This is a genomic window from Nitrosospira sp. Is2 (assembly GCF_033095785.1).
Classification (GTDB): domain Bacteria; phylum Pseudomonadota; class Gammaproteobacteria; order Burkholderiales; family Nitrosomonadaceae; genus Nitrosospira.
Map to the genome: position 1 here is coordinate 1,966,949 of NZ_CP137134.1, position 12,450 is coordinate 1,979,398.

The 12,450-nt window shown below is 54.2% G+C and carries 12 protein-coding genes and 1 other RNA gene; 9 read left to right on the forward strand and 4 right to left on the reverse strand.

Annotated features, from left to right (window positions below; genetic code table 11):
• Nucleotides 1–120 precede the first annotated feature (120 nt).
• The 6 genes from gshB to metW all read left to right on the forward strand — a co-directional run bounded on the left by gshB (nucleotide 121) and on the right by metW (nucleotide 5,608).
• A complete protein-coding gene (gene gshB, locus R5L00_RS08650; RefSeq protein ID WP_107694161.1) occupies nucleotides 121–1,071 on the forward strand; it encodes a glutathione synthase in 951 nt (316 codons plus the stop codon).
• Nucleotides 1,072–1,109: 38 nt separating this feature from the next.
• On the forward strand, nucleotides 1,110–1,517 hold the full coding sequence (locus R5L00_RS08655) for a PTS sugar transporter subunit IIA (protein WP_107693943.1): 408 nt from the start codon (nucleotides 1,110–1,112) through the stop codon (nucleotides 1,515–1,517).
• On the forward strand, nucleotides 1,507–1,776 hold the full coding sequence (locus R5L00_RS08660; RefSeq protein WP_107693944.1) for an HPr family phosphocarrier protein: 270 nt from the start codon (nucleotides 1,507–1,509) through the stop codon (nucleotides 1,774–1,776). The genes R5L00_RS08655 and R5L00_RS08660 overlap by 11 nt, the downstream gene beginning before the upstream one ends.
• Nucleotides 1,773–3,500 carry a phosphoenolpyruvate--protein phosphotransferase gene (gene ptsP, locus R5L00_RS08665; protein ID WP_107693945.1) on the forward strand — a complete coding sequence of 576 codons (1,728 nt, stop codon included), beginning with the start codon at nucleotides 1,773–1,775 and terminating at the stop codon, nucleotides 3,498–3,500. The genes R5L00_RS08660 and ptsP overlap by 4 nt, the downstream gene beginning before the upstream one ends.
• A gap of 318 nt (nucleotides 3,501–3,818) precedes the next feature.
• Nucleotides 3,819–4,946: a homoserine O-succinyltransferase MetX gene (metX, locus tag R5L00_RS08670; protein ID WP_317650782.1), complete on the forward strand. Its 1,128-nt coding sequence runs from the start codon at nucleotides 3,819–3,821 to the stop codon at nucleotides 4,944–4,946.
• Nucleotides 4,947–4,993: 47 nt separating this feature from the next.
• Nucleotides 4,994–5,608, forward strand: a complete 615-nt coding sequence (metW, locus tag R5L00_RS08675; RefSeq protein ID WP_317654155.1) for a methionine biosynthesis protein MetW — start codon at nucleotides 4,994–4,996, stop codon at nucleotides 5,606–5,608.
• 8 nt (nucleotides 5,609–5,616) lie between these two features.
• On the opposite strand, the gene R5L00_RS08680 is transcribed toward metW, so the two are convergent.
• On the reverse strand, nucleotides 5,617–7,002 hold the full coding sequence (locus tag R5L00_RS08680) for an AmpG family muropeptide MFS transporter (protein WP_107693947.1): 1,386 nt from the start codon (nucleotides 7,000–7,002) through the stop codon (nucleotides 5,617–5,619).
• Nucleotides 7,003–7,512: 510 nt separating this feature from the next.
• A complete protein-coding gene (locus tag R5L00_RS08685) occupies nucleotides 7,513–8,286 on the reverse strand; it encodes an exodeoxyribonuclease III (RefSeq protein WP_317650794.1) in 774 nt (257 codons plus the stop codon).
• A gap of 27 nt (nucleotides 8,287–8,313) precedes the next feature.
• Here R5L00_RS08685 and pyrE point away from each other — a divergent pair, with 27 nt between their 5' ends.
• A complete protein-coding gene (pyrE, locus tag R5L00_RS08690; protein WP_107693949.1) occupies nucleotides 8,314–8,967 on the forward strand; it encodes an orotate phosphoribosyltransferase in 654 nt (217 codons plus the stop codon).
• A 65-nt stretch (nucleotides 8,968–9,032) separates the two neighbouring features.
• Here the strand turns inward: pyrE and R5L00_RS08695 are convergent, their stop codons facing one another.
• The gene (locus tag R5L00_RS08695) at nucleotides 9,033–9,530 is read right to left on the reverse strand and encodes an LEA type 2 family protein (RefSeq protein ID WP_317650802.1); all 498 of its coding nucleotides are present in this window, start codon (nucleotides 9,528–9,530) and stop codon (nucleotides 9,033–9,035) included.
• Between the two features lie 152 nt (nucleotides 9,531–9,682).
• Here R5L00_RS08695 and rnpB point away from each other — a divergent pair.
• An RNA gene (gene rnpB, locus R5L00_RS08700) (RNase P RNA component class A) lies at nucleotides 9,683–9,984 on the forward strand.
• Between the two features lie 81 nt (nucleotides 9,985–10,065).
• On the opposite strand, the gene nirK is transcribed toward rnpB, so the two are convergent.
• Complete coding sequence (gene nirK, locus R5L00_RS08705; RefSeq protein WP_317650803.1) at nucleotides 10,066–11,166, reverse strand: copper-containing nitrite reductase; 1,101 nt, start codon at nucleotides 11,164–11,166, stop codon at nucleotides 10,066–10,068.
• Nucleotides 11,167–11,791: 625 nt separating this feature from the next.
• Here nirK and R5L00_RS08710 point away from each other — a divergent pair.
• Nucleotides 11,792–12,388, forward strand: coding sequence for a hypothetical protein (locus R5L00_RS08710; RefSeq protein ID WP_107693953.1), 597 nt, complete (start codon nucleotides 11,792–11,794; stop codon nucleotides 12,386–12,388).
• Nucleotides 12,389–12,450: the final 62 nt, after the last annotated feature.

The following is a 12,450-nucleotide window of genomic DNA, read 5'->3' on the forward strand; positions in this document are numbered from 1 at the left end:
TTTAGAAATTGTCGTTCAGGAGGAGACGGCTCACATGGCTGCAGGAGGCGCACGCGTTGCCCTGGTTGGGGAAAGCATACTCGTGCCATAAATGGATAATAACCGGGGAGGCTCATGGTGATGGAACTCGCTTTTATTCTCGACCACCTCGATTCAATCAAGACTTACAAAGACTCAAGCTTTGCCATGATGCGCGAGGCGGTGTTCCGCGGCCACAAGCTCTTCGCTATGCAACAAGGCGATTTGGCGTGGAGCAGGGGGGAAGCGTTTGGACTCGCGCGCGCGTTGGAGTTAACCGGGGACAAAGATGAGGCACGTCGCTGGTATCGTGTCGATGAGCCGGAGGAAATTCCACTGCGGCAGTTTGACGTGGTGTTAATGCGCAAGGATCCGCCTTTTGATATGGAGTATGTCTATAGTACCTATTTGCTCGAATTAGCCGAAAATTCCGGTGCTCATGTCATCAATAGCCCCCGGGCGGTGCGGGATCATAACGAAAAGCTCGCGATAGCAAAGTTTTCCCAATACACCCCCCCTACGCTCGTCACCAGGCAAGAATACCTGATCCGCGATTTTCTTGAAGAACACGGCGATATCGTGCTCAAACCGCTGGACGGCATGGGGGGGGCGAGTGTGTTTCGCATCCACCGCGCGGACCACAACATAGGGGTAATTATAGAAACCTTGACCCATTACGGCATGCGCACGATTATGGCTCAGCGGTACGTCCCGGAAATCACTCGCGGTGACAAGCGTATTTTGCTCATAGCAGGCAAAGCTGTGCCCTACAGTCTCGCCCGCATTCCCCGGCCGGGGGAATCGCGTGGCAACCTCAACGTGGGTGCTACGGGAGTCGCGCAGCCGCTTACCGAACGCGATCGGGAAATTGCAGATGCGTTGGGCCCGGTCTTGGCGGATAGCGGTTTGATGCTGGTTGGGCTGGACGTGATAGGGGATTATCTCACCGAGATCAATGTCACCAGCCCGACGTGCATGCGGGAAATCGAGGACCAGACCGGTTTCAACGCCGCGGGGATGATGATGGATGCGCTCGAAGAAATGTTTAGCTGACGTGGTTTACCTCATATAGGAAGGAGTCCGTTTCCAACATGATCGGAATTTTAATTATCTCTCACGGTAGTCTCGGCGATAGTCTTGTGCATTGCGCTAATCACGTGCTGGGAGATAAAGCGCCCCGCTTGATGGAGCTGAGTATTACCACCAAGGACGATCCCGATGTTGCCGAAGAGAGGGCACGAAAATTGATTCAACAGCTCGACGTTGGAGATGGGGTGCTGATGCTATGTGATATTTGCGGTGCCACCCCTTGCAATATAGCGACCCGGTTGGTTGTTCCAGGCCGAGTGGAGTGTCTCGCCGGGGTAAACCTGCCGATGCTGGTGCGGGCCCTTACGTACCGCAATGAACCGCTGGCAATGGTAGCGGAGAAGGCATTGAACGGCGCCAGGGATGGTGTTATCCGTCTTTCTCCGACAGGAGCGCAGGATGCAGTATAAAGAGGTGAAGATAGAAAACAAATTAGGGCTGCATGCGCGTGCTTCGGCAAGGCTCACGCAGCTTGCCTCCCGCTACCGCAGCGACGTGTGGTTGTCGAGAAATGAACGCAAAGTTAATGCGAAAAGCATTATGGGCGTGATGATGCTGGCGGCAAGCCAGGGGGTCACGTTGGGAATAGAAACGACCGGCGTAGACGAGATTGAAGCGATGCAGGCGCTGGTCAGCCTGATCGAGGGTCGTTTTGGAGAAAGTGAATGAGCTTTGCGTTATATGGGGTGGGTGTTTCCGGAGGCATCGCGATAGGGCGTGCCCATCTCGCCTCCCACGCTGCTCTGGAAGTGGCCCATCATACGGTGCCGAAGGATCAGGTCAGTAACGAGATAGCCCGGCTCGACACCGCTTTCAGCGCCGTTCGTGAAGAGCTTGAGGCGTTACATGCATCGGTAGTAAGCGGTCCGGCAGCTGCGGAGTACGGCGCATTCCTCGATTTGCACCGCATGATCCTGGACGATCCCACGCTTTCCACCGCGGCCAAAACGTACATTGCCCAAAACCAGTGTAACGCCGAGTGGGCTATTACACAGCAGATGGAAGTGCTTATGGCGCAGTTCGAGGAGATTGAGGATCCGTATCTCCGCGAACGGAAAACTGACGTGATTCAGGTAGTCGAGCGGGTTCTGAAAGTTCTGCTGGGGCACCCCGGTTATGTGCCTGTGCAACCCAAGCGGGACGGCGACAGCATCCTGGTTGCTCATGATTTGAGTCCCGCCGATGTGATTCAGTATAAGCAGCATGCATTTACCGCATTCCTTACCGATTTGGGAGGCTTGACGTCGCATACGGCAATTGTCGCGCGCAGTCTTAACATCCCCTCCATTGTGGCACTTCACCTTGCGCGCCGACTCATCCGCGACAATGACGTTCTGATAGTAGACGGGGGACAAGGCGTAGTGATCGTCGATCCCGACGAACACGTATTGTCGGAGTACCGGCTGCGTCAGAGCCAGCTTGAACTAGAAAAGCAGAAGCTGAAGCGCCTTAAAACTACAATTGCGGCGACACTTGATGGCACAGTGATAGAGTTATATGCAAACATCGAATTACCCCAGGATGTTGAACAAGTAAAAGAAAACGGGGCCACCGGGATCGGTCTGTTTCGTAGCGAGTTCCTGTTTCTCAATCGCGCGAGTTTGCCCGACGAGGATGAGCAATTCGAGGCCTACCGCATCGTAGCGCGTAAAATGCGGGGTTTACCGGTTACGATTCGGACGTTCGATCTGGGTGCGGACAAAAATCTTGACAGCGCCAAGCGCGTGGCCGCGAATCCAGCGCTGGGGTTGCGCGCAATACGGTTATGTCTGGCTGAACCGCAGATGTTCAATACGCAGCTACGTGCAATTTTGCGCGCCTCGCGGTACGGGCAGATTCGTATTCTGGTACCGATGCTCTCCAGCATTTCAGAAATCACCCAGACATTGCACCTGATAGAGAACGCCAAGCAAAGCTTGCGTAACGACAGGATTCCTTTCGATGAGAAGATCCAGGTCGGTGGAATGATAGAAATTCCTGCGGCAGCGCTGTGTTTGGATATGTTCATGCGCAAGCTGGATTTCCTGTCCATCGGCACCAATGATTTGATTCAATATACGCTCGCGATAGACCGTGCTGACGACACCGTGGCATATCTCTACGACTCGTTGCACCCGGCAGTGCTGCGTCTGGTGGCTCATATCATAAGAAGTGCCAACCGAACGGGAACGCCCGTAGCGGTGTGCGGCGAGATTGCAGGGGATATCGTGTTTACCCGGCTGCTGCTGGGTTTTGGGCTCCGAATGTTTTCAATGCATCCGGCACAACTGCTCACGGTGAAACGAGAAGTCTTAAGAACTAATCTGCCGGATATCATCGCGCTGGCACAAAAGATTCTTAAAGCCGATGATCCGGACAGAACGCACACGTTACTCGCCAAGCTGAATAGCTGACATCCCGCTGATAATTTGTCTCTGCGGCGAAAAAAAGCGCGACTGCGCGAGTGGCAATGCATGCAACATTTTTCGCCGGCCAGTGAAATTGGTGAGCTTGTGCTCGCAGTTGGATTTTTTAGGGCTTGTTTGACTATAATTGCCGGTCACATGTCGTCCCGGACTATCACATACTATTTGCCTTATATCAGCTCGATGACGTAAAAGTAAAAAACCCAAAACCATTTATTGTTATTTTTTTTGAGCGCCGCCCCAAAACACCGTTTAATTTGCATACACAGCACCGGCAACACTCCTGAAGAAAACGCTTTCACGTTAATGCAAGATCCTAATTCGACCGGTATCGTTACACCGCAAATCGCCCATTTCAATGCACCTCTGCACTTGAAGAGCGGAGCCGTACTCGACAACTACCAGTTGGTATATGAAACCTACGGTGAACTCAACGCGGCCAAGTCCAACGCCGTGCTGATTTGCCATGCGCTATCCGGCAATCATCACTTGGCGGGCGTTTATGAAGACAGCCCCAAGAGCGTGGGATGGTGGAACAACATGATTGGCGCCGGCAAGTCCATTGATACCGAGAAGTTTTTCGTGATTGGAGTGAACAATCTCGGCGGGTGTCATGGTTCAACCGGCCCCGCCAGTATCAATGTAAAAACCGGCAAATGTTATGGCGCTGACTTTCCAGTGGTTACGGTAGAAGACTGGGTGCAGGCGCAGGCTCGGCTAGCCGACTATCTTGGCATCGAACAGTTCGCCGCGGTGGCGGGTGGCAGTCTTGGGGGTATGCAGGCATTGCAGTGGGCACTCGATTTTCCCCAAAGGGTGCGGCACGCTCTGGTTATTGCCGCTGCCGCGAAGTTGACCGCCCAGAATATCGCGTTCAACGACGTCGCCCGCCAGGCAATCATTACCGATCCGGATTTTTACGGTGGAGACTACTATTCGCATGGAGTAGTGCCCCGCCGGGGCCTTCGGCTTGCCCGCATGCTGGGGCATATTACGTACTTGTCGGATGACTCCATGGCAGCCAAATTCGGGCGGGAGTTGCGTAACGGCGTGCTTGCGTTCGGCTACGATGTGGAGTTTGAAATAGAATCATATCTCCGCTATCAGGGTGACAAGTTTGCTGACCAGTTCGACGCCAACACCTATCTGTTGATGACAAAGGCGCTGGATTATTTCGACCCCGCATTCGAGCACAATAACGATCTCAGTGCCGCATTTCGTGTGGCGAAGGCTAATTTCTTGGTGCTTTCTTTTACTACCGACTGGCGTTTTTCGCCCGAGCGCTCGCGTGCCGTCGTGAGAGCATTGCTGGATAACGAGCTTAACGTCAGTTATGCAGAGATTACGTCCAGTCACGGACATGACTCCTTCCTGATGGAAGACCGTCATTATCACAAACTGGTGCGGGCATACATGGACAATATTGCTAGATGACACAATTTCCCGTTACGCAGCCCCTTCTCGAGCAGAATTTTGAAGGCATGAATGAATTGACTGTGCCCTCGTCTCCCGTTTCCAGGCCGGATTTCGCCGTCATTGCAGAGTGGGTGAAACCGGGCGCGAAAGTGCTCGACCTGGGGTGCGGGGATGGATCGCTGCTGTGTTTTTTACGCGATGCTCGTAACATTCGCGGCTATGGAGTGGAAATTGACGACTCGAATGTGTTGGCCTGCTTCAGTAATGGAGTAAACGTAATTCAGAGTGATCTCGAGTCAGGGCTGCAAAGTTTTGAATCGGATTCGTTCGACTACGTAGTTCTGTCACAAACCCTGCAGGCGGTAAAACATACCGAAGGCATCATTAAAGAGATGTTGCGGGTCAGCAAGGAAGGAATCGTCTCGTTTCCCAATTTCGGATATTGGAGAAATCGATTGCAAGTCTTGGCTGGCCACATGCCTGTGTCCGAAACGCTGCCCTATCAGTGGTTTGACACGCCGAACATTCACAACTGCACGCTTGGAGACTTTGAAGAATTCTGTCGCCAGCACGGCGCGCGCATTCTCGAACGCAGGGTCATGAATGGGGAGCGTCAAATTACCCTGCTACCAAATTCATTGGGGATGCTAGCCTTTTACCGTTTTGAACAGCAGAAGTAGTGGACGCACTAGGCTATATCAGGGGGCTTAGCGGACTCGAATCTCGCCCGGCCGGCCAGCCATACCAGCGCGAGCACGGGAACGCCCAGTAGCGCAGTGGCGGTAAAAAAGCTGGCATAACCGTAGGCATCGACGAAGTCTCCGCTGAATCCAGCGATAAATTTTGGCAATAACAGCATCACCGAACTGAAAAGTGCGTATTGCGTAGCGGAATAAGCCGAATTGGTTAGTCCGGAGAGATAGGCAATAAAGGCGGAAGAAGCGATTCCGCCCGAAAGATTATCGGCAGAGATGGTGAATATCAGTCCTGTCAGGTCATGGCCGCGTTGGCTGAGCCAGACAAATAGCAAATTTGTCGTGGCTGATAACACCGCTCCCAGAAAGAGCGTGCGCATGATGCCAATTTTTGCTATCAGCACCCCGCCTATGGCCGCGCCGGCGATCGTCATCATGACGCCATAAACCTTGGAGACGGTCGCGACCTCATCCTTTGTATATCCCATATCGACATAGAAAGGATTGCTCATGACACCCATTACCACATCCGAAATTCGGTACATGGCAATCAGGCCCAGGATCAGAAATGCGTGTCCACCATGACGCACGATAAAGTCCCGGAAAGGCGCCACCACTGCGCCATACAGCCAGGCTAACAGTTGCGCGAGCCGGACGTTCAGATTCCAGTGCGCAATGGCTTCCCTGGCGCGATCTTCGTTTTCCGAGATCAGGCGGTTAACGGGAACGTCCGGCTCGCGGATGATGAGCGTCGTAACAATCCCGACCGCCATAAATGCGGCCATGGCGAGGTAGGCGGTACGCCATGGAGCATAGACATAGGTGGTGGCTGACGGGTCAACCGCTGCGGCAATCCAAAGCGCTCCAGCAGAAGCCAGAATCATCGCCATGCGATAACCGGCCTGATAGGTGGCTGCCATCGCTCCTTGAAGCCGCGGTGCTACGGCCTCGATCCGATACGCGTCAAGCGCAATATCCTGAGTCGCTGAAGCGAAAGCGACTGCCAGGGCGAAAAATACGGTATGGGTCAGGTTCTCAACCGGATCAGTCGACGCCATGCCCACCAACGCGGCGGCAATAACAACTTGAGATAGTAGAAGCCAGGCACGCCGCCGCCCCAGCAGGCGGGTTAATAGTGGTAGTCGCAGGCGGTCCACCAGCGGCGACCACATCCATTTAATACCATAAGCCAGCCCGATCCAGCTCAGGTGACCGATAGTTGAGCGATCGATTCCCGCTTCTCGTAACCAGAAGGAAAGGGTGCCCATTACCAGCAACAGCGGTAATCCGGCTGAAAAACCAAGCGATAGCATACCCAACACCCGCGGGTGGGTGTATATGCGAAAAGCGTGAAGCCAGCTGGACAGCGCCGTTGACATTATCGTCGAGGGCGTATTCGGGCGGCGCAGGAGCTATCCAGCACACTGTTGACAGAAGGTTCACCGCCGTGCGGAGAAACTATGGGAGGTAAATATGAGTCTCCCGTATCGCAGACTCTTGGTCCAGTTGTGCGCCGCGAAGACGTTGTGGTCCATTTCATAAGTTGGTTACCTGAGAGCGGCTCAAGTGGCGAAAATTATTGTTCGGATTGCGTAGCTAAGGAACCCTGAACAGTACTCCGCACAGCCCGCTGCGGGTAAAATCGGGATGATCACCAGCTGCCCAACGTCCCGTGCAGGCGGTCGTGTTCTCTTGGTCGACAGGCGCCAAGGAGCGCAACGCCCCACGCATGTCGCGTTCGATTTTGCTGCAAGGCGAAGCGACGTGGCTTGCCTGCGGCCTGCTTTGTCACGCTCCTAGATAGGGACCGATCATTGGATCAGCCATTCGCGTAGTCGCCTTTCGCGCATTGCTTCCGGCAACGCCTGCCCTCGCATACGTGAGGCAGATTAAAGGTTGTAGTCGTAGTCAATAATAAGAGGTGAATGATCAGAGAAGCGTTCCGTTTTGTAAATCGAGACTGCAGTAGCCCTGGCGGCAATTCCTGGCGTGGCAATCTGGTAATCAATGCGCCAGCCCACGTTCTTTGCCCAAGCCTGTCCTCGGTTGGACCACCACGTATATTGCTCCGGCTGTTGGTTGATGCGCCTGAATATGTCTATAAATCCGAGGTCCTGAAAGACCTCGCTAAGCCAGAGGCGCTCTTCCGGCAGAAAGCCTGAGTTTTTCTGGTTCGAACGCCAGTTCTTCAGATCAATTTCTTTATGGGCAATGTTCCAATCGCCGCATAAGATAATCTCCCTGCCGCAGTCTGCCAGGTTTCGCAGCATAGGAAAAAACCGATCCATGAAAAAAAACTTGGCGGCTTGTCGGTGCTCGCCGCTGGAACCGGAAGGAAAGTAGATCGATATCACGCTCAAGGGACCGAAGTCGGCTCGCAAATAGCGCCCCTCGGCATCTATTTCAGGCACGCCGACTCCTTCCATGACATTATCCGGCTGACGCCGCGCATATATTCCGACACCGCTGTATCCCTTCTTTTCCGCGCAGTGGAAGTAGCTTTGGTACCTATCCGGCGAGGCAATTTCGCCGGTAATATCTCCAGCCTGAGCTTTTAGCTCCTGCACGCACACAATATCGGCCGCTTGCATGGGCAACCACCTGAAAAACCCCTTGCTTGCGGCAGAGCGCACGCCATTTACGTTAAGCGTTATAATCCGCACGTCGTTTTTTTCCGGTTTGTCATAGCCATGTCAGATTTCCGGCAGGAGTTTATCAAGTTTGCTATCAGCCGAGATGTGCTCTGCTTCGGCGAATTCAAAACCAAAGCAGGGCGATTATCGCCATATTTCTTTAATGCCGGATTATTCAATGACGGCGACTCTCTCAGAAAGCTGGGGCAATTTTACGCCAAAGCGATTTTAGCTGCCCAGCTTCCGTTCGATATGCTATTTGGGCCCGCCTACAAGGGCATTCCGCTGGTCAGCGCGGTAGCAATTGGGCTGGCGGAGCTTGGATACAACTATCCCTTCTGCTTCAATCGCAAGGAGATAAAGGATCATGGGGAAGGTGGAAACCTTGTGGGTGCGCCGCTTTCGGGGCGGGTGCTGATCGTGGATGATGTGATCTCCGCCGGTACTTCGGTGCGCGAATCGGTTGGGTATATTCGGGCTTCCCACGCTACGCCAAGTGGCGTCATCATTTCCCTTGATCGGATGGAACGTGGGAATGGCGAACTCTCGGCTATCCAAGAAGTTTACGAGTCCCATGGGATTCAAGTCGCAAGCATCGTCAGTCTGGACGACATCGTAAGATACCTCAGGAATGAAGTGGATCTGGCGCACAATCTGCCTGCGTTGGAAACATATCGTGCGCGTTACGGCGCCGGTGATCCACCGGTTTGATTACCGTAGCCGCTGGATTCAGGGGTGGCATTCTATCGAACTTGACCTAACGCTGCTGGGCCAGGTTATTGCTCTTCTGGGCGCATGTCCGCTGCCCGGGCGGCAGGCAAGGTGAGTTCGCCGGTGGAATCGAAACGCCGTCCACCGGCGAGTCCCGGTCCGCCCAGTCGACCACGTAACTGATAGTCGACCTTGGTCATGGCACCGGTTCGCTCGCTTGTGGCCATCTGAAACACATGACGCAGAATGGCGGTCGCAGGGACGGTTACGGGTACTGTAATTACCGTTTCTCCAAAGCGGGGTATGGTGCCGCGCTGGTCGCTGACCCCGCTGGCGAAACTGGTTCCGCGTAAATCCAGGTCGAGTGCAATACCGTCATAATCCAGTGGCTTGTCACTATGGTTCTGAATTCTGAGCTGTACCGCGAAGCGCGCCTCCATGCCTTTACCCTCCAGGGGCTGCATTCCAGCCACGGAAATTCGGAGTGGCTCACTTTGCTTGAGTGCTGCGCAACCGGTGAGGATGAAGACCAGTCCCGAAACGAGCAGTATGCGCATGTTCATACGGTCACCAAGGCAAATACTTAATCATACTCGAATATCAGCGAACGCGAGTGACCGAGGGTTGGCGCGTTTCCGCCGTCCAGTCAAATACATAGCGGAGTTCGGGTTCTGGGAGATTGCTCATCCCCTCTGGTTGGGATATGATCCCCCTCGAAGCTGGCTAGACAGTCGCTGCCCGCCTTTCGATAAGAGAGGCGGGGGGAGGAAAGTCCGGGCTCCAAAGAGCAGGATGCCGGTCAACGGCCGGCCGCCGCGAGGCGAGGAACAGGGCCACAGAGACGAGCGTATTAAGTTACGGTGAAACGCGGTAACCTCCATCCGGAGCAAGACCAAATAGGCAGGCGATGATGCTGCTCGCTGAGCCTGCGGGTAGGTCGCTTGAGCGCCCGGGTAACCGTGCGTCTAGAGGAATGACTGTCCATGACAGAACCCGGCTTATCGGCCAGCTTCATTCTGTTTTCTCATTTCCTACAAAAAAAAGCGGCTTCAACTTTCGTTGAAGCCGCTTTTCATTTTTGGAGCTTAAGCTTTGCTGTTAGTGATCCATTGCCGGGGTTGAATTCTCGTTTGGTTTCTTGAGTTGTATCATGAGATCGTCGTCCCATTTACCCTCGACATTCATGTGCGCTGCCGCACCCAGTAATACCGCCTCGATCAGGTTGTGGCTGAGGTACACGTACAGGCCGGGTTGCTTGAATTCATACAACGCCGCCACTGCAGAACCGCCGGGAACGAACCAGGTTTCCTGATTGGTAATCGGTGTATCGGCAAATGAGCCGCCAACCCATACCAGGTCGCCATGGCCACCAATCAGGTGAGGCCTGGAATCGCGGTTGGCCTGGGCGTGAACGAACAGCACTTTCTCGCCCACTTTGGCCTTGAGCGCATTATCCCCGGTCAGAGCACCCACTGCGCCATTGAAGACGACATGGGTCGGGATAAGTCCCTTGGACAGTTCAAGCATCTCATGCATGCCTTCGGCAGGAGAGCCATAGGTCTTGAATTTGCCATCCGCACCCTTGGGCAGGTAGAGGTCCTGCTCGCCGACGTAGTAGACGCGGTCATAGCGCACAGGCTTGCCCTTGGCATCCTTCAGGCCATCGCGCGGCAATACCATGATGGCTCCATTCATGCCGGAGATGACGTGAAACGGGATCATGGTGCCGCCAGGGGCGCAGTGATAGACAAATACCCCAGGCTTGGTGGCTTTCCAGCGCACTACCACATCTTCACCCGGTGCAACCAGGGTCAGGCCAGCGCTGCCCAAGGCGCCAGTGGAGGCGTGAAAGTCCACATTGTGCGACATGCTGCTGGTCTTGGGGTTGACCAGCGTCAGTTCAACATAGTCATCCTGATGCACGACAATCAGCGGGCCCGGAACGGTACCGTTGAACGTCAGCGCCCACATCTTGGTGCCATCCGGTGCAACATCCACCAACTTCTCGATGGTCTCCATGCGGATCTTGACTACCTTCGGTCCACCCTTGGCCACCTGGTCGTGCTTGGGCGCAAAGGGCGGCGCCACCAGTTCCTGGGTTACCACCGGTAATTTGGAAACGTTGGTCGCCGCTATGGCCGGGACAGCGCTCATACACAGCAATCCCAAACCGACAACCCCTTGAACAACTTTGTCCATGTCTTCCCTCCATATATTGTTTATCACCGCGCATCATCCTGTGCGCCATTCCATCTGCCGTTCAATCCTGACTGCTCACCCTTTTCTGAAGAGCATCTCTAAAAATTCAAACCCCGCAGGCGCAAAAGCGCCTGCGGACGCATCGCGCCCGCTAAGACGCCATCATCCCGCAAAAAGGCTGAGGCAATATATATTCACGGGGGGAGAAAAACATTTTTCTGAACGACAACGAGGTATGCGCGAATTTCGAATTTTTAGAGATGCCCTTAAGAGCGAAGGCCCGGCAACTATACAGCTTTACAATTTACATGTCCATGGTGCGTCCAGTCGCGATGTAATACTGCTGTCGCGTCCCAAAACGGGCATTAACAGCTCTGAATGAAATGCCGGTCGTGTAGGAAGAATAGGCAACAGGCAAGCTTATGGCCGCTCTTCAATCGCGTTTCGATAAGTACGCGCGCAAACGCCGATTTTTACGTTGGGGCCATTTTCGTCAACGCTTTATCCCAGGTTGAGCTTGGGTATACTCTGTTTCTATTCTCCGATAGTTTGTTATACAATCCGCGATTGTTCCCGCCATGGGCGTACGATTAATTTGATTTGCGGATTAGAAACTGGAGGCATCATGGATAAAACTGTTGAGTGGATCGTTAGACTGGCATGCGCTACGCTGATAGCAATGGCAACTCTGCCCACCCATGCGCAGCTAATGCTGGCCCACGAAGGTCATCATTCAGGAGACTGCGCCATCAAAACGGGGGCTTTTCCTGTAGCCTTCAGTGCTTATGAAAAGCCCAAGGGCGCGCTACCGCCAACTCATGCGTTTTGTGATCATGTTCCGGAACCTGGGGAATTGCATCTCACCGTTGATCTGACAGATCCGGACTCGCGCGAGATCCCCATCGCGGTGCGTCTGGTAATGGAAGGGCATGGGGAAGGGGGGCACGAGATCGTGTCTTTGCCTGCCAAGGCATATCCGTCCGGAAGTATTACCTTTGGAGCGAATCTCGAGGATCTGGGCCAATACGCACTGTTGCTGGAGACGGAGAAAGACGGCAAGATGACTACGGCAGTGCGGATTCCGATACACGTCGGAGGCGGAGGCGGTCACGGCAGCCATGGGGGCGGGATCGGTGTGACGGAAATAGCCCTCTTGGTAGGCGTGGCAGGCATTGGCGCCTTCCTGTGGTCGCGCAGGCGACCAAGCCCGAAGGCGTCCTAAACGTCAGTCCAGACGGGGCTGGTGATCATTTAAATCTGAGCCAGCCCAGCGGCGAGACTTAT